This window comes from Peptoniphilus indolicus ATCC 29427 (genome assembly GCF_000227315.1).
In the GTDB taxonomy this organism is placed as follows: domain Bacteria; phylum Bacillota; class Clostridia; order Tissierellales; family Peptoniphilaceae; genus Peptoniphilus; species Peptoniphilus indolicus.
In genome coordinates this window covers 213,655-235,713 of sequence record NZ_JH165061.1, presented here as the reverse complement: position 1 = coordinate 235,713, position 22,059 = coordinate 213,655, and the positions used below count along the sequence as shown (strand labels likewise).

At 32.8% G+C, this 22,059-nt stretch carries 23 protein-coding genes; 21 read left to right on the top strand and 2 right to left on the bottom strand.

Going from position 1 to position 22,059, the window contains the following annotated elements; all coding sequences use genetic code 11:
* The first annotated feature begins 123 nt into the window (after positions 1 to 123).
* From HMPREF9129_RS01010 to HMPREF9129_RS01000, 3 genes are read left to right on the top strand one after another with little or no spacing between them, the layout of a single operon-like run.
* A complete protein-coding gene (locus HMPREF9129_RS01010) occupies positions 124 to 765 on the top strand; it encodes an ABC transporter permease (RefSeq protein ID WP_004819398.1) in 642 nt (213 codons plus the stop codon).
* A gap of 4 nt (positions 766 to 769) precedes the next feature.
* Positions 770 to 1,540: an ATP-binding cassette domain-containing protein gene (locus HMPREF9129_RS01005; protein WP_004819396.1), complete on the top strand. Its 771-nt coding sequence runs from the start codon at positions 770 to 772 to the stop codon at positions 1,538 to 1,540.
* 11 nt (positions 1,541 to 1,551) lie between these two features.
* Positions 1,552 to 2,163 (top strand): ABC transporter ATP-binding protein, encoded by a 612-nt coding sequence (locus HMPREF9129_RS01000; RefSeq protein WP_004819395.1) that lies wholly within the window; start codon positions 1,552 to 1,554, stop codon positions 2,161 to 2,163.
* Between the two features lie 31 nt (positions 2,164 to 2,194).
* Here HMPREF9129_RS01000 and HMPREF9129_RS11895 read toward each other — a convergent pair whose 3' ends face one another.
* Both HMPREF9129_RS11895 and HMPREF9129_RS11890 read right to left on the bottom strand, forming a co-directional pair.
* On the bottom strand, positions 2,195 to 2,833 hold the full coding sequence (locus tag HMPREF9129_RS11895) for a helix-turn-helix domain-containing protein (RefSeq protein WP_218916017.1): 639 nt from the start codon (positions 2,831 to 2,833) through the stop codon (positions 2,195 to 2,197).
* A gap of 242 nt (positions 2,834 to 3,075) precedes the next feature.
* Positions 3,076 to 3,411 carry a cupin domain-containing protein gene (locus HMPREF9129_RS11890; RefSeq protein ID WP_004819391.1) on the bottom strand — a complete coding sequence of 112 codons (336 nt, stop codon included), beginning with the start codon at positions 3,409 to 3,411 and terminating at the stop codon, positions 3,076 to 3,078.
* A gap of 281 nt (positions 3,412 to 3,692) precedes the next feature.
* On the opposite strand from HMPREF9129_RS11890, the gene argF reads away from it, so the two are divergent.
* From argF to HMPREF9129_RS00915, 18 genes are all read left to right on the top strand, one after another.
* A complete protein-coding gene (argF, locus tag HMPREF9129_RS00990; protein WP_004819390.1) occupies positions 3,693 to 4,685 on the top strand; it encodes an ornithine carbamoyltransferase in 993 nt (330 codons plus the stop codon).
* 90 nt (positions 4,686 to 4,775) lie between these two features.
* A complete protein-coding gene (locus HMPREF9129_RS00985; protein WP_004819388.1) occupies positions 4,776 to 6,143 on the top strand; it encodes an alanine/glycine:cation symporter family protein in 1,368 nt (455 codons plus the stop codon).
* A 29-nt stretch (positions 6,144 to 6,172) separates the two neighbouring features.
* Entirely contained in the window at positions 6,173 to 7,330 is a 1,158-nt protein-coding gene (locus HMPREF9129_RS00980) for a CD0519/CD1768 family membrane protein (protein ID WP_004819386.1), read from the top strand.
* Entirely contained in the window at positions 7,330 to 9,846 is a 2,517-nt protein-coding gene (locus HMPREF9129_RS00975; protein ID WP_004819384.1) for an ATP-dependent Clp protease ATP-binding subunit, read from the top strand. The genes HMPREF9129_RS00980 and HMPREF9129_RS00975 overlap by 1 nt, the downstream gene beginning before the upstream one ends.
* Before the next feature lie 15 nt (positions 9,847 to 9,861).
* Positions 9,862 to 11,034 carry an ornithine cyclodeaminase family domain gene (locus HMPREF9129_RS00970; RefSeq protein ID WP_004819383.1) on the top strand — a complete coding sequence of 391 codons (1,173 nt, stop codon included), beginning with the start codon at positions 9,862 to 9,864 and terminating at the stop codon, positions 11,032 to 11,034.
* Position 11,035: 1 nt separating this feature from the next.
* Positions 11,036 to 12,130 carry a putative NPN-dependent ornithine cyclodeaminase gene (locus HMPREF9129_RS00965; RefSeq protein ID WP_004819379.1) on the top strand — a complete coding sequence of 365 codons (1,095 nt, stop codon included), beginning with the start codon at positions 11,036 to 11,038 and terminating at the stop codon, positions 12,128 to 12,130.
* A gap of 11 nt (positions 12,131 to 12,141) precedes the next feature.
* Positions 12,142 to 13,071: a carbamate kinase gene (arcC, locus tag HMPREF9129_RS00960; RefSeq protein WP_040552115.1), complete on the top strand. Its 930-nt coding sequence runs from the start codon at positions 12,142 to 12,144 to the stop codon at positions 13,069 to 13,071.
* Between the two features lie 264 nt (positions 13,072 to 13,335).
* Complete coding sequence (locus tag HMPREF9129_RS00955; RefSeq protein WP_004819375.1) at positions 13,336 to 13,656, top strand: V-type ATPase subunit subunit G family protein; 321 nt, start codon at positions 13,336 to 13,338, stop codon at positions 13,654 to 13,656.
* A complete protein-coding gene (locus HMPREF9129_RS00950; protein ID WP_004819374.1) occupies positions 13,643 to 15,595 on the top strand; it encodes a V-type ATP synthase subunit I in 1,953 nt (650 codons plus the stop codon). Before HMPREF9129_RS00955 ends, HMPREF9129_RS00950 begins: the two co-directional genes overlap by 14 nt.
* A gap of 1 nt (position 15,596) precedes the next feature.
* Entirely contained in the window at positions 15,597 to 16,064 is a 468-nt protein-coding gene (locus tag HMPREF9129_RS00945; RefSeq protein WP_004819372.1) for a V-type ATP synthase subunit K, read from the top strand.
* A 10-nt stretch (positions 16,065 to 16,074) separates the two neighbouring features.
* Positions 16,075 to 16,251: a hypothetical protein gene (locus tag HMPREF9129_RS11295; protein ID WP_004819370.1), complete on the top strand. Its 177-nt coding sequence runs from the start codon at positions 16,075 to 16,077 to the stop codon at positions 16,249 to 16,251.
* 191 nt (positions 16,252 to 16,442) lie between these two features.
* Positions 16,443 to 16,643: a hypothetical protein gene (locus HMPREF9129_RS00940; protein ID WP_004819368.1), complete on the top strand. Its 201-nt coding sequence runs from the start codon at positions 16,443 to 16,445 to the stop codon at positions 16,641 to 16,643.
* Between the two features lie 9 nt (positions 16,644 to 16,652).
* Positions 16,653 to 17,282, top strand: coding sequence for a V-type ATPase subunit (locus HMPREF9129_RS10505; protein WP_004819366.1), 630 nt, complete (start codon positions 16,653 to 16,655; stop codon positions 17,280 to 17,282).
* Positions 17,283 to 17,498: 216 nt separating this feature from the next.
* Positions 17,499 to 17,642: a V-type ATPase subunit gene (locus tag HMPREF9129_RS10860; protein WP_004819363.1), complete on the top strand. Its 144-nt coding sequence runs from the start codon at positions 17,499 to 17,501 to the stop codon at positions 17,640 to 17,642.
* Positions 17,635 to 17,943: a V-type ATP synthase subunit F gene (locus tag HMPREF9129_RS00930; protein ID WP_004819361.1), complete on the top strand. Its 309-nt coding sequence runs from the start codon at positions 17,635 to 17,637 to the stop codon at positions 17,941 to 17,943. Before HMPREF9129_RS10860 ends, HMPREF9129_RS00930 begins: the two co-directional genes overlap by 8 nt.
* A 10-nt stretch (positions 17,944 to 17,953) precedes the next feature.
* A complete protein-coding gene (locus tag HMPREF9129_RS00925; RefSeq protein WP_040552112.1) occupies positions 17,954 to 19,738 on the top strand; it encodes a V-type ATP synthase subunit A in 1,785 nt (594 codons plus the stop codon).
* Positions 19,731 to 21,260: a V-type ATP synthase subunit B gene (locus tag HMPREF9129_RS00920; protein ID WP_004819357.1), complete on the top strand. Its 1,530-nt coding sequence runs from the start codon at positions 19,731 to 19,733 to the stop codon at positions 21,258 to 21,260. The genes HMPREF9129_RS00925 and HMPREF9129_RS00920 overlap by 8 nt, the downstream gene beginning before the upstream one ends.
* Positions 21,261 to 21,267: 7 nt before the next feature.
* Positions 21,268 to 21,960 (top strand): V-type ATP synthase subunit D, encoded by a 693-nt coding sequence (locus HMPREF9129_RS00915; RefSeq protein ID WP_004819355.1) that lies wholly within the window; start codon positions 21,268 to 21,270, stop codon positions 21,958 to 21,960.
* Positions 21,961 to 22,059 lie beyond the last annotated feature (99 nt).

Here is a 22,059-nt window from a genome sequence, read left to right as displayed (position 1 = left end):
ATAGCATATATATTTATAAGTTATTGGAGAATAAGTGAAGCAGATTTAAAAGTTAATTTTTCTGAAAAGTTTCTAGGTCCTAGTTTAGAGCATCTTTTTGGAACTGATGCAGTAGGCAGAGATATGTTTTTAAGGACAGTTAAGGGCCTTGGGATATCAATTTGTGTAGGAATGGTTGCAAGTTTTTCCAGTGTTTTAATAACTATGACTTTTGCAATTCTATTGACTGTGTTTGGCAAAAAGACAGATATTATTGTGAATTGGCTGATAGATATATCTTTAGCAATACCACACATGGTGTTTTTAATTGTAATTGCTGTAGCAGTTGGAAGAGGGGTTAAAGGGATTATAATTGGAATAGCACTGACTCATTGGACTTCTCTTACTAGAATTATAAGAGCTGAAATTTTGGAGATAAAACAAGAAAACTACATAAAAATTTCACAAGCTATGGGTAAGAGCAGTTTATATATTGCATTTAATCACGTTATACCTAAAATATTACCACAGATTTTAGTTGGAACTATATTGTTATTTCCTCATGCAATATTACATGAGGCAGGAATAACATTTTTGGGATTTGGATTTGATGCATCTACACCGGCGGTGGGAATAATTTTGTCAGAGGCTATGAAATATTTAATTTATGGTTATTGGCATTTGGCAATATTTCCGGGGATAGCATTGGTGAGTATAGTAGTATGTATTAATTTTTTAGGAGAAAGTTTAAAAGATTTAATTTGCCCATATTCTTATCACAGGTGATTTTATGTTATTAAATATAGAAGATTTAAGCATTTCATTTCTACAGTATGAAAAAGGTCTTAGAGTAAGAGAATTAAATGTAGTACACAATTTAAACTTAAAAGTTGGAGCTAATGAAGTTGTTGCGATTGTTGGGGCGAGTGGGTCCGGAAAGAGTTTATTAGCTCATGCAATCTTAAATTTATTACCATATAATGCTGTTGTAAGGGGTGAAATTTATTATAAAGAGCAATCGTTAAACAATAGATCTATTGAAAAGCTGCGTGGTGAACAAATTTGGTTAATTCCACAGACGGTAAACTCATTAAATCCACTTTTAAAAATTAAAAAGCAACTTAAATTTTATAAAAGAGATGAAAAGAAATACGAAGAAATGTTAAATCAGTTTGGATTAAAAAAAGAAGTCCTTGATAAATATCCATTTGAACTTTCGGGGGGGATGGCAAGAAGGATACTCGTCAGTGAAAGTATGATTAGTGAAGCTGACTTGATAGTAGCGGATGAACCAACACCAGGTATGGACGACTTGGGTGTTGAAGAAACAGTTAACTTTTTTAAATCCTTAAAAGAGAGAGGAAAATCAGCTTTAGTCATAACACATGATTTGAAAATGGCACTTGAGTTTGCAGATAGGATTGCAGTTTTTTGGGATGGGACAATTATAGAAGTTGAAGACATAAAAGATTTTGAAAATAATGGCTTAAATTTAAAGAACGATTACACAAGGAAGTTGTTAAGAGCTTTGCCTGAAAATGAGTTTAAAGTTGACTTTTAGGAGAAGAAATATTGATAAAGTTAGAAAATGTGTGTTTTTCTTATGACAAAACAACTCCAATTATAAAAAATTTGAGTTTAGAATTAGATGAAAATGAAATTTTGGGAATTGTGGCTCCGTCTGGATATGGGAAAAGTACTTTGGGACAGTTGATGAGTGGATATCTAAAACCAAACTCAGGTAAAATTTTAGTGGATGGAGAAGACATAGAAAAATTGCAAGGATTTTTAAAAGTACAAATGATTCATCAGCATCCTGAAAAAAGCATAAACCCAAACTGGAAAGTATCAAAAATTTTAAATGAAGGTTGGAACGTAAGTGAAGAAGTAATTAAAAGTTTTGGAATAAAAGATTTCTGGTTAAGAAATTTTCCAAATGAGCTATCTGGAGGAGAGTTACAGAGAATATGTATAGCCAGAGTTATGCATGAAGATACTAAGTATTTGGTAGCTGATGAAATAACTTCAATGTTAGATGCAATAACACAAGTCAAACTTCTGGAGGAATTAATCAACTATGTGAGACAGAGAAAGATGGGCATGTTATTTATATCACATAATTATGCTTTGATAGATAAAATATCAGATAGAATAATTGACTTAAAAGAGATAAATAAGCGATAAATGGATCATATTTTTCCGTTTATCGCCTATTTTATTTTATATATGTTGTTCTAAATTCAGAAGGGGTAATATTTAAAATCTTTATAAAATTTCTGACGAAAGTTTTTGTAGAATTATATCCTACTAAAGCTGAAATATCTGCGATAGGAAGTTCAGTCTCAGTGAGTAGGTCGCAAGCTTTATGAATTCTAATTTGATTTAAAAAGTTGTAAAAATTTTTCTCAATGTAATACATTAGAATACTATTTATATTTTTTGGTGTGGTCTTAAATAAATCTGAAACTGTGCCTATATCTAATTCTTCATCATAATTTTCATACATATATTCAATTATTTTTAGTCCTCTATAATCAAGCCTTATGTTTACTAATGACTCAGGACATTGTAATTTTTTAAAATCTTTAGTTCCAAGATGATATTTGTCATGGAATATTTTTGATAGTTGCCCGGGATCGGAATAGTTTAATATATATGCAATATCTTTTATATTTAAATTTGTATGAGTTAAAAGAAATTTAGCTTTAAAAATTCTCATTTCATTTAATAATTCATAAAATCCAATTCCGGTAAAATCATGTATATATTTGGAGATGGAACTTTCGCTCATAAAGAATGCTTTTGAAATCAATTCTAAACTCAAATTATTGCAACAGTTTAAAAACATATACATAAAAATCATGTCCGGGTTAATTTCATCGTCAGCTGGTGTAGTTTCATTAATATTTCTTAAATATATAACTAAGAGTTCAGCAAATTTTGAAATGCCATAAAGAGTTGAATAAGGTTTTGATTCTGAAATGAAATTAACAGAGCAAAGTCCAAATTCATCTTTAATATCTTCAAAAATTGATTTTATTTTCAGTGAATCTTTGCTGGAAGGTATGATTACATTTGATTTATAAAGAGAATTTATTATGTTAATGTTTTCACTATTGATATTAAATTCTTTTTTATATAGATGTTTAGGAGATTAAAATTATAGACCAAAAGATAGTATGTGAGTTCTTCGGAAACTTCTATTATTTCCGAAATTTGCCACGGAGCTATTGAAATTATAACTCCCGGGAATAAGGCTATAATTTTATTTTGAATTTTAATTTTGCCATGTCCTTCTAAGATGTAGATAAATCTGCTGTGTTTATGCAAAAGTGGTTCTGTGGGTTTAGAATCACTTTGTATGTCAAAATTAAAAATGTAGTTATTATCAACAGTTTCGTTATAATTTTCTTGTATTTTAATTTTTTTCATGGTGAATCTCTCCAAAATATAACATAAGGATCAGATAAGAAACATTATTCTATGTTTAAGTTATATTTAATGTGATAAAATTATTATAATACGTAATTCACTTTAGTGCAATTGGAAAACATTGGACTAAATTAGTACTATAAAGATAGCCATATTTGTACATTGTGAGATAATAGAAATTATTTACAGAAAATTAATCTTAATTTGTCTCTGGAAATGTTTTCAAATGTGATAAATTAATCTTAGGTAGTAAAGATAAGTTACATAAAGGAGTGATTAAAATGGCACAAAATCTTAGAGGTAGAAATTTTTTAAAGTTGATTGATTTTAGTTCAGAAGAAGTTCGTTACTTAATGGAACTTGCTAAAAACTTCAAGTCAATGAAAAGAGCAGGACAACCACACAAGTATCTTGAGGGGAAAAATATTGTTTTATTATTTGAAAAGACTTCAACTAGAACTAGATGCTCATTTGAAGTTGCTGGAAACGACCTTGGAATGGGAGTAACTTATTTAGATCCAGCCGGTTCTCAAATGGGACATAAGGAATCTATTGCAGATACAGCAAGAGTTCTTGGAAGAATGTATGATGGTATTGAGTATCGTGGATTCTCTCAAGAAACAGTTGAAGAATTGGGGAAATATGCAGGAGTACCTGTATGGAATGGATTGACTGATGAATGGCATCCAACTCAAATGTTGGCAGATATGCTTACAGTTGAAGAACATTTTGGATATTTAAAAGGATTAAAATTTGTATACATGGGAGATGCAAGAAACAATGTTGCTAATTCTCTTATGATAGTTTGCGCAAAATTAGGAGTTAATTTCGTGGCTTGTGCACCGGAAGAATTATTCCCTGAAGATCATCTTGTAGAAATGGCAAAAGAAATAGCTAAGGAAAATCACTGTACAGTAACTTTAACATCTGATGTTAAAGAGGGTACTGAAAATGCTGATATTCTTTACACTGACATCTGGGTATCTATGGGCGAGCCGGCAGAAATTTGGGAAAAGAGAATATCACTTTTGAAGGATTATCAAATAAACAAAGCGGCTATGGAAAATGCTAATGAAGAAGCTATTTTCTTACACTGTCTACCATCTTTCCACGATACAAAGACAAAAGTTGGAAAAGATATTTATGAAAAATTCGGATTAGAAGAAATGGAAGTTACCGATGAAGTATTTGAATCAAAACAATCATTAGTATTTGATCAAGCTGAAAATAGAATGCATACTATAAAAGCGGTAATTTATGCAACTCTTTGTTAATGGACAACTTATGAGATAGAGAATTTATTGGTGTATTTAGGGGAGACGCAACAGTTTCCCCTAAATCTCAATTAACTAAAGGAGTTTATTATGGAAAATTTAATAAAAATAATATCTGATATAACTAACGCATTTTGGGGATGGCCAATATTAATAGTATTACTTGGTGGAGGGCTTATAATCTGTGTGAGAACAGGATTTATTCAAGTCAGATATCTTCCATTTATTTTAAAACAAACTTTTGGAAAAATGTTTTCTTCTAATGTTGGAGGAGAGGGTTCAGTAAGTCCTTTCCAAGCGGCAACGGCAGCACTTGCATCGTCAATAGGAGCGGCAAATATAGTAGTAGCACCTTCTATTATTTTTACCGCAGGTCCTGGAGCAATATTTTGGATGTGGATTGCAGCTTTAATAGGTCAAGCAACTAAGTTTGGAGAAATAATATTAGGTATTAAGTATAGAGAAAAGAATGTTGAAGGAGAATATGTTGGAGGACCTGCATATACATTTAAAAAGGGTATTGGAGGAACTTTAGGCAAGATAATGGGGTTCTTAGTATCTTTCTTCTTTATGATAGAAATATTGCCATCAATAACATTACAAACGATTTCAGCGGCTGCGCCTTTGGAACAACTGGGTTTATCAAGAGTGGTTTCAGCTGTTATAATAGCTGTGTTGGTTGTGTTAGTAGCTTATGGCGGGATTAAGAGAATTGCTCAAGTAACTGAAAAGATGGTACCTATAATGGCAACAATCTACATATTGGCAGGTCTTGCAATTATAGTTATGCATATAGATAAACTCCCTGAAGCATTTAGAATGATTATAGTCGGAGCATTTAATCCAAGAGCTGTTGTTGGAGGAGCAGCCGGAGCAGGTATAGCTCAACTTATTAGAGCCGGAGCAGCAAGAGGTTGTTATTCAAATGAAGCGGGTATGGGTTCAGCGCCTTATGCACACGCAACAGCAGTTACTGACCATCCTTGTAGACAAGGTATGTGGGGTATATTTGAAGTAATAGCAGATACAATTATCGTATGTACAATTTCTACGCTTGTAGTTATTGTAACAGGGCTTTATCAAAATCCTGATATGAAAGATATAGGGGTTGAGAGAGCATTTAATTCTGCATTTGGACAAGTTGGAACAGCAATTATAGCAATAAGTTTGTTCTTATTTGTACTTTCTACAATAATAGTTATAGTATTTTATGCTGAAAAACAAGGCGAATATCTATTCGGTACAACTATAGGTAAAGTTGTAAGACTTATAGCTTGCGGCATGGTTATACTTGGTGGATTTGTATCATTTGATAATGCAGGAGTATTCTTGGATGCAACTTTAGGACTTGTTGTTTTTACTAACATGGTAGGTATGATAATGCTCAGTGGAGAACTTAAAGAGCTTGTAGATGAATTTTTTAAAGATCCGAAATATTATCCGGGGGCTAAAAAATAGTCAACAAATTTTATGACAGAGGAAAATAAATGGAAGAATTAAAGAATGATAGACTGTTAAAAAAAGAAATTGGATGGGAAGCTCCCATATTTTTAGTAATATTTTTTGGGCTATTTGCCTATATTGGGAACGTAATGGGCGGAACCAATATGATTAAGACAATGATGAATACTGCGTTTGATTTGCTTATAAATGTTTGTTTTTATCTTATGGCAGTTGCAGTTATAGCAGGGGGGATTTCTTCTATATTTTCTGAATTTGGAGTTATAGCTTTAATAAATAAGGCAGTATCTGTAATTATGAAACCAATTTATGATTTACCGGGGGCCAGTTCAATAGGTATATTAAACTGTTTTATGTCAGATAACCCTGCTATATTGACTCTCGCACATGATGATAATTTCAGAAAATATTTTAAAAAATACCAAATGCCAGCCCTAACTAATTTGGGGACTTCATTTGGCATGGGTCTTATCACTGTTACTTCAATGATGGCGTTACCTGTTGATGGAGCAATTAAAGGTGCATTGGTAGGTCTTTTAGGAGCTATTATAGGAAGTGTTGTTTCCGTGAGACTTATGATTAGAAAAACTAAGAAGTATTATGGAACAGAAGAAATGGTTGAGTGTAAGAATACTGTTTCATTACCTAATGGGAAGAGAAAAATAAGAGAAGGCTCTGTGGGGTCAAGATTTATACAATCTCTTTTAGAAGGTGGAAAGATAGGAGTTGATATGGGTATTGCCATAATTCCCGGAGTATGTTTAATTTGTACAATTGTAATTTTACTTACAAATGGAACAGGAGCAAGTGGAATATACGATGGCAGTGCAAATCAGGGGATAGGAATTTTGCCAATAATTGGCGAAAAACTTAGTTTTATTTTAACGCCACTATTTGGATTTAGCACACCTAAGGCCATTGCTATACCTATAACTGCACTTGGAAGTAGTGGAGCTGCAATTGGTATGGTTTCTGATATGGCAAGTAAAAAAATAATAGGTGGAAATGACATAGCGGTATTTACTTCAATTTGCATGTGCTGGAGCGGATATTTATCAACACATATTGCAATGATGGATGCACTTGATACTAAAGAGATGACGGGAAATGCCATACTATCTCACACAATAGGAGGACTAAGTGCAGGAATAGCATCGCATATAATTTGGGGGTTATTGTTTTAATGGATATTTCAAGATACTCACAGGCAGCTATTAATATAATTAATGAATCGAATCAAGTTGCTATAAGAAATAACAACAATGAAGTAACCGATTTACACATTTTTTATACCATTCTTCTAAATCCGAATAAGAATATTAAGGATTATTTCAAGGAAAGAGGAGTTATTTTACAAAACTTAAAAGAAGATGTTAAAAATGCAATAAGTAAATTGAGAAGTTTGAAAGGTGTTTCTAATTTATACGTGAGTAGATCTTATCAAAGAGTTTTGTTAATATCTGAAGAAATCTCAAGAAATTTATATGAAGAAAAAGTAACTATAGAGCATTTATTTTTAGCTCTTTTAAGAGAGAATGACATTGCGAGTGCTAAGCTTGCAATGTCATTTAAAGTAGACTATGAAAGTTTTATGAGATATGTTTCAAAAAAATTTAATGAAGCTTTTTTAAGTGGAGTATCTCAAGAAACTATGCTAAATCTTGAAAGATATGGGAGAAATCTCACAAAAGAAATAATTGAAGGAAAATTAGATCCTGTTATAGGTAGAGATGAAGAAACAAGAAGTGCGATAAGGGTGCTTACAAGAAGAATAAAGAACAATCCTGTCTTAATTGGAGAAGCGGGCGTAGGAAAGACGGCAATTGTAGAGGGAATAGCTCAAAGAATTGTAAGAGGAGATGTTCCGGACAATTTAAAAGAAAAGATCGTTTTTTCATTAAATATGACTGCGTTGATTGCAGGAGCTAAATATCGTGGTGATTTTGAAGAAAGACTTAAAAAACTTTTAGATATAATTAAAGATTCAGATGGAAAAATAATTTTGTTTATAGATGAAATTCACAACATAATGGGAAGCGGAAATACATCTGGGACCATGGATACTGCGAACATATTAAAGCCAATGCTTGCAAGAGGAGAAATACTAACTATAGGAGCGACAACTATAGAGGAATATAGAAAATATATTGAAATAGATGGAGCTTTAGATAGAAGGTTTCAAAAAATTTTGATTGAAGAGCCAAGCATAGAAGATTCTATCGCCATATTAAGAGGATTAAAGAAAAAATATGAGAATCATCATATGGTAAAAATTACAGATGGAGCATTGATAGAGGCTGTAAAACTTTCAAAGCGATTTTTAACTGAAAGGAAGTTGCCCGATGTTGCACTGGATGTAATAGATGAAGCATGTGCACTCGTTAGAATGGCGAGAGATCAAAAACCGGAAGAGCTTGATAATTTGCATAGAAATATTGTTAAGTTGGAGATGGAAAAGATTGCATTAAAAGATGAAGTGGATAGTGTTTCAAAAGATAGACTAAGTGAAAAAGAAAGAGAAATTGAAAAACTTGAAGCATTATTAAAGCATAGAACTGAATTGTATAATTTAGAAAAAAAGCGACAAGAAGATATATTATTAAATGAAAAAGAGATAGAAGATATAAATTTACAAGTAGAAGAGGCAAAAGAGCTACATGATTTTAAAAAATTAGATGAGCTCATTATTGCAAAAAAAAGAATAGAAGAAAAAATAAAATCTTTAACTGATATACAACCATATTATCCAATACACACCAGAGTAACTGCTAATGAAGTGAAAGAAATTATATCTAAAATTTCTGGAATGCCGAAAGTGAAACTACAATTGAATAAACTTGAAAAGCTTGATGAAATAAAAAACTCTATGAAAGAAGAGTTTGTTGGCGAAAATGAATTGATAGATAAGATAGTCAATACTTATATGATTTCAGAGAGTGGTTTAATCAACAGAGATAAACCTATAGGAACTTTTTTAATATGTGGGAGTTCAGGCTCGGGGAAAAGCTATATTGCAGAAGTTGTATCAAGAAATTTGTTTGATGGGCAGACAAGTTTAATAAGATTTGACATGAGTGAATTTAGCGAAAAAGCTTCTATAACAAAATTGATAGGTGCACCTCCAGGATATGTAGGATATGAAATGGGCGGTGTCTTAACAGAAGCTTTAAGAACTAAACCTTACAGTGTGATATTGTTTAAAAATATAGAAAATGCTCATAGAGAAGTTCAAAGCTTAATCATGCAGATTATTCAAGATGGCAAAGTAAAAGATAATAAAGGACGAGAGATAAATTTTAAAAATACAATTGTAATACTGACTACAACTTGTGGAGTGGACGAAAGCATTAAAGATATTAATAAAAATTTAGGATTTCAAATTGATAACTATGTAGATTATATATTTTATTTGAAATCATTAACCCCTGACACCATTAAAGAACTCATAAAACATAACCTCAACGAACTAAAAAAGCTATTAAAAGATAGTCGTGTGGACTTAAATATTACAGAAGAGTTTATTGATAGATTAACAAGTTATGTTTTAAAAGAAAAAATGGGTGCAAGAGAAATCAAAAAGTATATAGAACATGAAGTATATTTTTTAATATGCAAGAGAAAATTAGAAAATCAAACAGAAGATGGTATTAGTATTATTTTAAAAATGGAAAATGAAAGATTATATGTAGATATTAAATAAAAATAGGAGGCAAGCATGGGAATTCAAATACCTGAGTTTAATTCACCAAATTTTTCCGAAGAAAAGTATAAAGATGCACCGAATATTGAATTGGGAGTTGTTGAAAGAGATGGAGTAGCGCCTGATAATTTTTATCTTACAACTCATATGCCAACTTTCTATAAATATGAAGATAGATGGCTATTTCCAAAACACAATTCATTAAACTGTGTAGCTGTTTTGGAAAATGGGGAAATTTTTATAAAAGAGATAAGAGAGCTTAAAAAAGGCGAGAAAGTTGTATTATCTTTGACTGGAGAGATGGACACAGGAGTCTTGGTATATAGAAAGGGATTTCCAAAATCGATATATTCAACACTTGGAAAGGCAGTAGAAACTTCATTTTCAAAAGACTATGAGTATTTATTTGAGCTTATGCAAAATGAAAGAGATAGCGAAGATGGATACATTACATGGGTTTTAGGACCTAGTGTTGTCTTTGACTATGACACAAGAAAAGCACTTAATCAGTTAGCTGAAAATGGATATATTGATTGTCTGCTTGGTGGGAATGCAATGTGTACTCATGATTTAGAAGGCGGATTTTTACAAACAGCATTGGGACAAAATATATATACTCAAGAAAATGTTCCGATGGGACATTACAACCATTTAGATTTGTTAAATGAAGTTAGGACAATAGGTTCTATAAAAGAATTTATAGCTAGTGGAAATGTAAAAGATGGAATAATAAAGACTTTATCAGACATGGACATTCCTTTTGTACTAAGTGGTTCGATTAGAGATGATGGACCACTACCAGAAGTTATAGGAGATACTGAGAGAGCACTTACTGAGACTAAGAAAGCACTTGATAAGTCAACATTGATAATTTGTATAGCAACTATGCTTCATAGTCTTTCTGTAGCAAACATGGCTTCAGGATATACTGTCAGAAAAGATGGAAGAATAACACCGGTTTACATGTATTCAATAGATGTAACAGAAAATGTAGTAAACAAAGTTGGAGCTGCAAGAGAATTGATGGCATTTGTACCTATGGTAACTAATGTACAAGACTTTGTAGTAAATTGTGAAAAAGCTCTTATAACACCAGCGAACAAAGTTTTCGCAGATGAGATGAAGATACCTGAAGAAGAATATGTAGGAATTGAGAGAGATAAAGAAGAAAGCAGGGGGGAAATCTAAAATGAAATTTGAAATGCCAAAATATCATCATCCGGATTTTGAACAAGAATTTTTGAAAAAAGCTCCTAATGTAACTTTGGAGGAGGTAAAAATAGATGGAATAAGTCCAAGAAATTACCATGCTCTTTCAGTTTATCCTGAATATTTTAAAATAAATGGGAAATGGGTTTTAGCAACTCAATCAAGAATGGACACAGTATGTGTTGCAAATGATACATTGGGAGAAGAGAGTGTAAACATAGTAGAGTTTCGAAACTTAAAAAAAGGTGACAAAGTTGTAATAGGACGTACTGAAGATGCCTCAGAAGGTATCTATGTTTGGACTCGAGGATTTTTAACAGCAGATGAAAATACAGATACTTTTGCATTCCGTTCAGGCCGTTCAAGAGAAACAGCTTTTTCTATAGACTACGATACTCTTTATGAAGTTTTAAGATATGAGAAAGCAAATAATGGATATGTTACTTTGATAGTCGGTTCTGCACTTTCGCTTGATACAGACTCAAGAAATGCATTGGCAAGACTTATAAGAAATGGCTTTGTTCAAGCAATTTTCTGTGGTACAGAAACAGCAGCATTTGACCTTGAAAAGGGATTATTTAATACATCTTGGGGTCAAGAACATTTTGAAAAAGAGCAGAATACGACTAGAAATTTATTTGAAACACTTAACTTAGCTAGAAAATACGGTTCTACAAAAGCGCTTGTTGAGTCAGGGTTAGTAAAAGATGGGTTTATAAAAGCATGTGTTGAAATGGATGTTCCATTTGTAATAGCAGGGACAATTCGTGACAGATTGGGATTGCCTGAGACTATAAATAATGTATATGAAGCACAAAATACAATGAGGTCTCACGCGAGAAAAACTTCAACTATAATCATGATGTCAGCAATTTTATTTACCATAGCAACTGGAAATATGACTCCATCATATAATGAATTCGACGGAGAAATTCGACCGGTATATATGTATACAATAGACATTCAAGAATTTGCTGTTAATAAATTATCAGACAGAGGAACTGTAACAGCTGTTTCAATGGTAACTAATGTTCAAGATTTCATAAGAAATGTAGACAGAGCACTAAATAGTTAGGAGGGATTATTATTAAAAAGATAGTTTTAGCACTTGGTGGAAATGCACTTGGCAATTCACCGGAAGAACAAAAAGAGGCGGTTAAGATTACTGCAAAATCAATTGTAGATTTAGTGGCTGAAGGAAATAAAGTAATAATTTCACACGGTAACGGTCCGCAAGTTGGAATGATAAATTTAGCTATGGAAACTGCTTCAAAATCAGAAGCAAATACTCCAAACATGCCTTTTCCGGAATGTGGGGCAATGAGTCAAGGCTATATAGGATATCATCTACAAAACTCAATAGAGAATGAGCTAAACAAAAGAGATATGAAAGTGGACGTTGTTTCTCTTGTAACACAAGTTTTAGTAGATAAGAATGACAAGGCATTTGAAAATCCAACTAAGCCAATAGGTTCTTTTTATTCTAAAGAAGAAGCAGAAAAATTGATGGAAACAGGATTGGTTTTTAAAGAAGATGCGGGTCGTGGATATAGAAGAGTTGTACCTTCACCAAAGCCAATAGACATAATAGAAAAGAAGTCGGTAGAGCTTTTATATAATAATTCAACAATAGTAGTGGCTGCTGGAGGTGGCGGCATTCCAGTGGTAGATGAAGCTGGAGAATATGTTGGAGTTCCTGCTGTTATAGATAAAGATTTTACAACAGCTAAATTGGCAGAACTTGTCGATGCTGATGTACTGATAATTTTGACTGCTGTAGAAAAAGTTGCAATTAAATTTGGAACGCCTGAAGAAAAATGGTTGAGCGAAATGAGTGTTGAAGAAGCTGAAAAATATATAGAACAAAAAGAATTTGCAGAAGGTTCTATGAAACCGAAGGTTGAAGCAGCATTAGGATTTGTAAAATCAAAAGAAAATAGAAAGGCAATAATCACTTCTCTTGAAAAAGCGTTAGAAGGATTGGAAGGAAAAACAGGAACTTTAATTAGACAATAATAGAATTATTGTATTTTTAAACGAAATATTTGTAAAAAGTTAGATTTAAAAGCCCGGGAGTTCCTGGGCTTTTAAATAAATAAAATAAAGATGATATTTATGACTTGTAAGTCGTTAAATTAATGAGATACTATAGTAAATAGGCATAATAGTGTGTTATACTATTAAAATAAGAGAAATTTATCATAAAAAGTTATTGGTGAGAATATATACTTATCATAATCAAAGTGATATAATGTTAAAAACTGATATAGGAGGTGGAAAATGGCTAGTGCAATAGAACGTATTGTTGAAAGTGAGAAATTGGCAGAAGATCAATTGAGCAGTGCTAAAAAAACTGCAGAAAAGATATTGAGAGATGCAAAAGCCGAAGCCGAAAAGTTGAAGCAAGAGATATCAGAACAAAGTGAAGAATTGAGAAGTCAGAAAATTCAAGAAGCTGAGGAAAAGGCTAATTTAATAAGGACTAAAATTCTTGAAGAGAGTAGGAAGAAAGCTGATATAATTTCCCAAATTGACAAGGGGAAGATAGAAAAATTAGCTGATATGGTTGTAGATAAGGTTGTGAAAAATGGCAATAGTTAAGATGCATAAGTTTGATCTGTACACATTTGCCAATCGTCAAAGTGAGCTTTTAAAATCTTTGCAGGAATTCAAAGATGTTCATTTAAACGATTTAAAGCTTTCAGAAGAGCAGGATTACTTAAAAAAAGTTGATGTTCCAGAATCTGTGTTTAAACTCGATAATGAAATAGGTAGAGTAAAGTGGACGATGGATTTATTACAAACATATTTGCCGTCAGCATCTGCAGTAGACGGATTTAAAGGTCAAAAGATAAGAGTTTCATTAAAAGATTTAAAAGAAAAGGCAGACAGATTTAATTTTAATGAAATCTATGACAAATTAAACAGTCTTTACTTGGAAAAGAATGAATTGAATCAAAAAATTTCTACGGTCAATGAAGTAATAAATGAATTAGAACCATTTTCAGAATTAAGAGTAAGTTTAAATGAGATTAGAAATTTAAATCGCATAAAAGTTATACCGGGAAGCATTCCTTTAAGGAATGAAGCGCAGTTTAAGGAATCATTATCCAGTTCAGAATTAAAATTGTACTCTGTTGAAGAGTATAAAATATTAAATGGAATGAAGTATTTGATAATTGCAGTTGAAAAAACAGAAGAAGCTGAATTAACAAATATTTTAAGAGCTAATGGATTTACAAACAATAGAATAAAAACTGAAAAAAGAGTAAGTGAAGAAATTACAGATCAAAAAAATAAATTAAAAGAATTTGAAAATAGAATTGGACAAATAGATTCTGAGATAGATTCAGAAAAAGAAAACTTAGAGGATCTTAAGTATTATTATGAATATTTGAGAAATGAGAGTTTGAGACAAGCGGCAGTACAAAATTTTGCAAAGTCTAAAAAAATAGATTTTATCACGGGTTATGTACCAAGTGATAAGGCTGATGCATTTAATAATTTATTAGATGAAGTTTTAGGTACAGAATATTATTTAGAAATTGCTCCGGCAGAACAAGAAGATACAAATGTACCTATTAAATTAAAAAATAATAAATTAGTAGAACCTTTTGAATCAATAACGGAAATGTATTCAATTCCAAGATATCAAGAAATAGACCCGACACCACTGCTTGCACCATTTTATTTTATATTTTCAGGAATTATGGTAGGAGATATGGGCTATGGTATCTTAGTTACTTTAATAAGTATGTTTGTACTAAAAGTTTTAAAACCTGATAAAGTAAAGGCTAGACTTATAAAGTTCGTAATGTATATGGGGATTTCATCTACATTCTGGGGATTCATATTTGGATCGTTTTTCGGAGATTTAATTCCAATAAAGGCATATCTAAACCCATCAGAAGATTATATGAAAATGATTGCCATGTGTATGGCTTTTGGAATATTTCATATATTCTTTGCAATGGGAATTAAAGCATACATGAATTTAAGGGATCATAAACCGGCAGATGCGCTATTTGACGTTGGGTTTTGGTATATGGCATTAATAGGTGCTATGTTATTTATAGGTTCTAAAGTAGTAGACTTAGGAAGTATCGTCAGTATGGTATCTCCTATAATAATGCTTATAGGAATGGTTGGAATATTATTTACAGGAGGTCGTGACCAAGAATCAGTTGGCGGAAAGATAGGATGGGGTGTGTATGCCCTATACGGTATTACATCTTATTTAGGAGATTTTGTAAGTTATTTCAGACTTATGGCTCTTGCTTTAGCAGGTTCATTTATAGCTATAGCTGTAAATATAATAGTAAGAATGTTAATGGGACAGGGAATTATAGGAGTTATATTTGGAGTTTTAATATTTGTGGCATTCCAAATATTTAATATGTTTTTATCATTCTTATCATCATATGTACATTCAGCAAGACTTACTTTTGTAGAAATGTTTAATAAGTTTTATGAAGGTGGAGGAATTCCGTTTAAGGAAATGGTCACACAGTCAGATTATTTTATAATTGAGGAGGATTAAAATGGCAGAGTTTTTTGTTAATTATGGAGGAATGATACTTGGAGGTTTAGGTGTAGCAATTTCTGTAGCACTTGCAGGCATAGGGTCAGCTAAAGGTGTAGGGATAGCCGGAGAAGCAGCAGCAGGTGTTATAATTGAAGAACCTGAAAAGTTTGGTAAAGCACTTGTACTTCAACTATTACCAGGTACACAAGGGTTATATGGTTTTGTAATAGGAATGCTTATGCTATTTAGACTAAGCCCTGATATGGATTTACAAACAGGATTTTCACTATTTTTAGCAGCTATTCCAATAGGTCTAGTAGGTCTCTTCTCTGCAATTAGCCAAGGTAAAGTTGTTGTAAGCGGTATAAACATATTAGCTAAAAAAGAAGAGCACATGACTAAGGCTATAGTTTTAGCAGTAATGGTTGAGATGTATGCGATTTTAGCATTGGCAATCTCTTTCCTTCACATGAACTCAATTTAAGGAGGATGTAGTGTCAAATATAGAAACTTTACTTGAAAAAATAGAAGCTGATTCTAAACAAGAACAGCAAAGTATCATTGACGCTGCAAGACAAAAGGCCGAAGAAATAGTAAGAAAAACTGAAGTAGAGTCTCGTGAAAAATCAGAGGTATTCTTAAAAAAACAGAACAGGAAGCTGAAAATTTAATTGAAAAAGCTACTGGAAGAGCAGAGTTAGAAGCTAGAGACCAAATTTTAAAGATAAAACAAAGTACGATTGAAAAAGTAATAGAACTTGCGGTTGATAAACTCAATGATATATCAAATGATGATTATCTTGAGTATATAAAGAGGGAAGTTGCTTCAGTAGACTTATCTGAAAATGCTGAGTTGAAAGTTATGGCTAAGTATAGAGAATACATTGTTGAAAACTTCAAAGAGATTAAGATCAGTGAAGAAACAATAAATTCGGGATTTGCAGTACAAGATGGCAATGTTTTATATAACAATGATTTTGTAGGAATAATAGAAAATAATAGAAGTGATATAGAAGGCTTAATTTATAGGGAATTATTTTCAAATGGAAATTTGAAAAAATAGGAGGTAGGCATGGATAGAAATGAATTTGTTCAGCCGTCCGTCACTACCAGAATTTTTGAAAAATCTCTTTTAACTAAGTCTGATTTTGAAAGATTAATAGAAACCGCTGATATAGAAGATGCAATTCGTGCGTTGCAAGAGACAACTTATAAAGAAGAAATTTCTAAGCTTAGTGCAGCGCAAAATTATGAAGAGGCTCTTGATAATATGCTCTTAGACTTTTATAAAAAGATGTATGAGATGACAAGAGAAGACTTGGTAGTAGATTTGTTAGCGCTTAAATACTATTATCATAATTTAAAAGTTGTCTTAAAAGAATACATTTTGGGAGAAGATTTAGAATATTTATACTATAAATTAGAAAATTTCCCAAGAGATGAAATTAAGAAAAGCATAGATACTGGAGCGAGTGTGGAGTATTCAGATGTGGTTAGAGAAGCTATGGAAGAATATGAAAAGGGGAAAAATCCGCAAGATATTGATATTTTTATAGATAAAAAATATTTTGAGCACTTAAAGAAAATAGCTAAAGAGTCTAAAGTGGAACTTTTTGACAAATATGTGAGAAATCTAATTGATTTTACAAATATAGCAACAGTATTAAGATGTAAAAGACAAGACAGAACTATTGATTTTTAAAAAAGGTTTTAGTTGAAGGTGGAAGTATAGAAGTTGGAGAGTTAGAAAATATATTCGGATTAGAAGTAGATGAAAATTCTTCAGTATTTAGAAGAACTGAGTTTTATAAATATTTGAAGAAGGGAATTGAAGAATATAAACAAACAGGAACTATGTCAGAGTTTGAAAGACAAAAAGACAACTACTTCATGGAACTAGTAAAGGATGTAAAAAAAAGTGACATATGGCCCTGAAGTCTTATTTGCATACTTATATGCAAGAGAAACTGAAATTAAAAATATAAGGATGATTTTAATTTCAAAGTTGAATTCAACAGACACCAACTCTATACGTGAAAGGCTGCGTGAAACATATGTATAAAATAGCAGTTGTAGGGGATAAAGATTCTGTATTAGCATTTAAAGCATTGGGAGTGGATGTAAAGATAAGCTACGATGCTGACCAGACGAGAAGAATAGTAGATGGCCTTGCAAAAGATAACTACGGGCTCATATTTATTACAGAGCAACTTGCAGAAAAAATTGAGGAGACCATCGATAGATATAATAGTGTTACAGTACCGGCAATAGTTTTAATCCCATCAAATAAGGGTTCTTTAGGGATAGGAATGAAAAATATCGATAAAAATGTAGAAAAAGCTGTTGGAAGTAACATATTGTAAGGAGGAAATTTTGAAAACAGGAAAAGTAATAAAAGTTTCCGGTCCGCTAGTTGTGGCAAGTGGCATGGAAGAAGCCGCTGTTTATGATGTGGTGGAAGTTTCTAAAGATAGATTGATAGGCGAAATCATCGAGATGAGGGGTGATGAAGCCTCAATACAAGTTTATGAAGAAACAACAGGGATAGGTCCTGGAGATGATGTAATTACAACAGGAGCTCCATTATCAGTTGAACTTGGACCGGGACTTATAGAGCAAATGTTTGATGGTATACAAAGGCCACTACAATCACTTCAAGAAGTAGCAGGAGATTTTTTGACAAAAGGCGCAGAAGTTAAAAACTTAAATAGAGAAAAACTATGGGATTTTGTACCAGTTGCCAAAGTCGGAGATGAAGTAGTAGAAGGAGATATTGTAGGGACTGTCCAAGAAACTGAGGTAATAAACCACAAAATAATGGTACCTATAGGGGTATCAGGTAGGATAAAAGACATAAAGAGTGGAAGTTTCCATGTTGATGAAACAGTATATGTACTTGAAACAGAAAGTGGAGACAGAGAATTTAATATGATTCAAAAATGGCCTGTAAGAAGAGGTAGAAAGACAAAGGGAAAGATAGACCCAAATACACCTCTTATCACAGGACAAAGAGTAATAGATACATTTTTCCCTATAACTAAGGGAGGCACAGCAGCTATACCTGGTCCGTTCGGTTCAGGAAAGACAGTTGTTCAACATCAACTTGCAAAATGGGCAGATGCTCAAGTTGTAGTATATGTAGGTTGTGGAGAACGTGGAAATGAGATGACAGACGTTCTTATGGAATTCCCTGAACTTATAGACGAAAAGACGGGTCAGTCTATAATGAAACGTACAGTTCTTATAGCAAACACTTCAAACATGCCTGTAGCAGCACGTGAAGCTTCAATCTATACAGGGATAACTATCTCGGAATACTATAGAGATATGGGTTACTCAGTTGCGATGATGGCAGATTCTACATCACGTTGGGCAGAGGCACTTCGTGAAATGAGTGGACGTTTGGAAGAAATGCCAGGGGACGAAGGATATCCAGCATATCTTGCATCTCGTGTAGCAGAGTTCTATGAAAGAGCAGGACGTGTTACTTGTCTTGGACAAGATAACAGAGAGGGGGCACTTTCTGTAATAGGCGCAGTTTCTCCTCCGGGGGGAGATATTTCAGAGCCGGTAACTCAATCAACACTTAGAATTGTAAAAATATTCTGGAAGCTTGACTATGACCTTTCATATAGACGTCACTTCCCGGCAATTAACTGGATAGAATCTTATTCTCTATATCAAACTAAGATGGATAAATATTTTGATTCAGAAATAGATTCAGAATTTTCTAAAAATAGAAGAAGAGCAATGGCTCTTTTACAAGAAGAATCATCACTTCAAGAAATTGTTCGTTTAGTAGGACGTGATTCTCTATCTGAACAGGACCAATTAAAGCTTGAAGTTGCAAAGTCTTTGCGTGAAGATTATCTACAACAAAATGCATTCCATGATGTTGATACTTTCTGCTCTCTTGAAAAGCAAAACAAGATGATGAAAGTTATTCTTTCATTCTATGACCAAGGACTTAAGGGAATAGAAGACGGCATTTATCTATCAGAAATAGAAAAGATGAATGTAAGAGAACGTATAACAAGAATGAAGTACGTTTCTGAAGAAGAGATATCTTCTTTAGATGAAATTATAGAAGAAATAGAAAGAGAAATGAGAGAGCTTTCTCCTAATTCAGAAGACAAAGGGGGTACTGTAAATGCTTAAAGAATATAAGTCGGTTACAGAAGTAGTAGGCCCTCTAATGGTTGTAGAGGGAGTTAGCGGAGTTGAATATGAAGAGCTTGTAGATATTGAATTACAAACTGGAGAAAGACGCCGTGGTCGTGTAATTGAAATAGAAAGAGATAAAGCCATGGTCCAAATTTTCGAAGGTTCAACAGGAATCAACCTACAAGATACAAAAGTTAGATTTTTAGGACATCCTCTTGAATTAGGCGTGAGTCCTGACATGATTGGTCGTGTATTTGATGGGCTTGGAAATCCAATTGATGATGGTCCAAAGATAATTCCTGAAGCTAAGATAGATATAAACGGTACTGCAATAAATCCGGTATCTCGTGATTATCCATCAGAGTTTATACAAACTGGTATATCCACTATTGATGGACTCAACACACTTGTGCGTGGACAAAAGTTACCTATCTTTTCCGGAGCAGGACTTCCACACAACAATGTTGCTGCTCAAATAGCAAGACAGGCAAAGGTACTTGGTAAAGATGATAAATTCGCAGTTGTATTCACTGCAATGGGAATTACATTTGAAGAAGCACAATTCTTTATAGACGACTTCAAAGAAACTGGAGCTATAGATAGAGCTGTATTATTTATGAACTTAGCAGATGACCCTGCCATTGAAAGACTTGCGACTCCAAAAATGGCATTGACGTGTGCAGAATATTTGGCGTTTGAGTTGGGAATGCACGTGTTGGTAATTATGACTGATATGACAAACTATGCAGAAGCTCTTCGTGAAGTTTCAGCAGCTCGTAAAGAAGTTCCAGGACGTAGAGGTTATCCGGGATATCTATACACTGACCTTGCGGGAATTTATGAGAGAGCAGGCAAGATAAAGGGAAGAGATGGTTCAATCACTCAGATTCCTATTTTGACAATGCCTGAAGATGATATAACTCATCCAATCCCCGACCTTACAGGATATATAACAGAAGGACAAATAATACTTTCTAAAGAATTATATAAACAAGGAATAGAACCGCCAATAAATGCAATACCATCATTATCACGTTTGAAAGATAAAGGTATAGGTGAAGGTAAAACTCGTGAAGACCATTCAGGTACTATGAACCAAATTTATGCAGCATACACTTCAGGAAAAGAAGCTAAAGAACTTTCAGTAATCCTTGGAGAATCTGCGCTTTCAGAAGCGGATAAGGCATTTGCAAAATTTGCCGATGCATTTGAAAAAGAATATGTAAATCAAGGATATTATTCAAATAGAAGTATTGAAGAAACTTTAAATACAGGTTGGGATTTGCTTAGAATTATTCCAAGAACCGAACTAAAGAGAATAGATGATAAATTAATTGATAAATACCTTACTGAAAAATCAGAAGTTGAAGTTGAACAAAAGAATCTGACTAAGAAGGCAGTTAATAAATCAATAGAAGAAATAGATAAGCAAAGAGCTGAACAGTCAAAAGCGTCAGCTAGAGCTACTTTAAACGATATAAAAGGACAAGATCCAGTAAGTCAAGACAGAAAGTAGGGATAACATGGCTAGATTGAATGTAAGTCCTACCAGAATGAACATGACAAATCTAAAGGGTAGGCTTGCTACATCTAAAAGAGGACACAAACTCTTAAAAGATAAGCAAGACGAACTGATGAGAAGATTTATTGACTTAATAAGAGAAAATAAAAAATTAAGAGAAGAAGTCGAAGAAGAATTGCACAGAGCCTTTGCAAACTTTCTATTGGCATCATCTTCAACTGATCCAAAGATGTTAGAGGCGGCAGTTTCTTTTCCGACACAAGCTATAGAATTAGATATAGAGATTGAAAATGTAATGAGCGTATTCATTCCAAATATGAAATTTCAAACAAAAAAGTTAACTGAGTCAGGTTCAGTATATCCATATGGATATGCTCAAACAACTTCAGATTTAGATGAGGCGATAGACGGATTGAACAAGGTGTTAGGAAGACTTCTCGAACTTGCTCAAATGGAAAAGTCTGCACAGTTAATGGCAGATGAAATAGAAAAGACAAGAAGAAGAGTAAATGCACTCGAGTACAAGACCATTCCGGATTTATCCGAAACAGTTTCTTATATAAGAAGCAAGCTGGATGAAAATGAAAGAGCGGGAATCACTCGTCTTATGAAAGTAAAAGATATAATTTCAAAAGAAGAAAGTAAGCAACCAAAGAAAGAATCAGAGTTCCATAGCTTTGATTTGGCAAATTAAATAAATTTTAAAATATCTGTTAGTAGAAATACTCAACAGATATTTTTTATAATTAATTATTTAATGCTTCAGCAAAGAGTAAAATTCATTTTTTATTAA

Excerpts from the sequence above, each read along its gene's own strand:
- HMPREF9129_RS01010 (WP_004819398.1), top strand. The coding sequence starts at position 124 with ATGTTTTTAAGGACAGTTAAGGGCCTTGGGATATCAATTTGTGTAGGA.
- HMPREF9129_RS01005 (WP_004819396.1), top strand. The coding sequence starts at position 770 with ATGTTATTAAATATAGAAGATTTAAGCATTTCATTTCTACAGTATGAA.
- HMPREF9129_RS11895 (WP_218916017.1), bottom strand. The coding sequence starts at position 2,833 with ATGTATATGTTTTTAAACTGTTGCAATAATTTGAGTTTAGAATTGATT.
- HMPREF9129_RS11890 (WP_004819391.1), bottom strand. The coding sequence starts at position 3,411 with ATGAAAAAAATTAAAATACAAGAAAATTATAACGAAACTGTTGATAAT.
- argF (WP_004819390.1), top strand. The coding sequence starts at position 3,693 with ATGGCACAAAATCTTAGAGGTAGAAATTTTTTAAAGTTGATTGATTTT.
- HMPREF9129_RS00985 (WP_004819388.1), top strand. The coding sequence starts at position 4,776 with ATGGAAAATTTAATAAAAATAATATCTGATATAACTAACGCATTTTGG.
- HMPREF9129_RS00980 (WP_004819386.1), top strand. The coding sequence starts at position 6,173 with ATGGAAGAATTAAAGAATGATAGACTGTTAAAAAAAGAAATTGGATGG.
- HMPREF9129_RS00975 (WP_004819384.1), top strand. The coding sequence starts at position 7,330 with ATGGATATTTCAAGATACTCACAGGCAGCTATTAATATAATTAATGAA.
- HMPREF9129_RS00970 (WP_004819383.1), top strand. The coding sequence starts at position 9,862 with ATGGGAATTCAAATACCTGAGTTTAATTCACCAAATTTTTCCGAAGAA.
- HMPREF9129_RS00965 (WP_004819379.1), top strand. The coding sequence starts at position 11,036 with ATGAAATTTGAAATGCCAAAATATCATCATCCGGATTTTGAACAAGAA.
- HMPREF9129_RS00955 (WP_004819375.1), top strand. The coding sequence starts at position 13,336 with ATGGCTAGTGCAATAGAACGTATTGTTGAAAGTGAGAAATTGGCAGAA.
- HMPREF9129_RS00950 (WP_004819374.1), top strand. The coding sequence starts at position 13,643 with ATGGCAATAGTTAAGATGCATAAGTTTGATCTGTACACATTTGCCAAT.
- HMPREF9129_RS00945 (WP_004819372.1), top strand. The coding sequence starts at position 15,597 with ATGGCAGAGTTTTTTGTTAATTATGGAGGAATGATACTTGGAGGTTTA.
- HMPREF9129_RS00940 (WP_004819368.1), top strand. The coding sequence starts at position 16,443 with ATGGCTAAGTATAGAGAATACATTGTTGAAAACTTCAAAGAGATTAAG.
- HMPREF9129_RS10505 (WP_004819366.1), top strand. The coding sequence starts at position 16,653 with ATGGATAGAAATGAATTTGTTCAGCCGTCCGTCACTACCAGAATTTTT.
- HMPREF9129_RS00930 (WP_004819361.1), top strand. The coding sequence starts at position 17,635 with ATGTATAAAATAGCAGTTGTAGGGGATAAAGATTCTGTATTAGCATTT.
- HMPREF9129_RS00920 (WP_004819357.1), top strand. The coding sequence starts at position 19,731 with ATGCTTAAAGAATATAAGTCGGTTACAGAAGTAGTAGGCCCTCTAATG.
- HMPREF9129_RS00915 (WP_004819355.1), top strand. The coding sequence starts at position 21,268 with ATGGCTAGATTGAATGTAAGTCCTACCAGAATGAACATGACAAATCTA.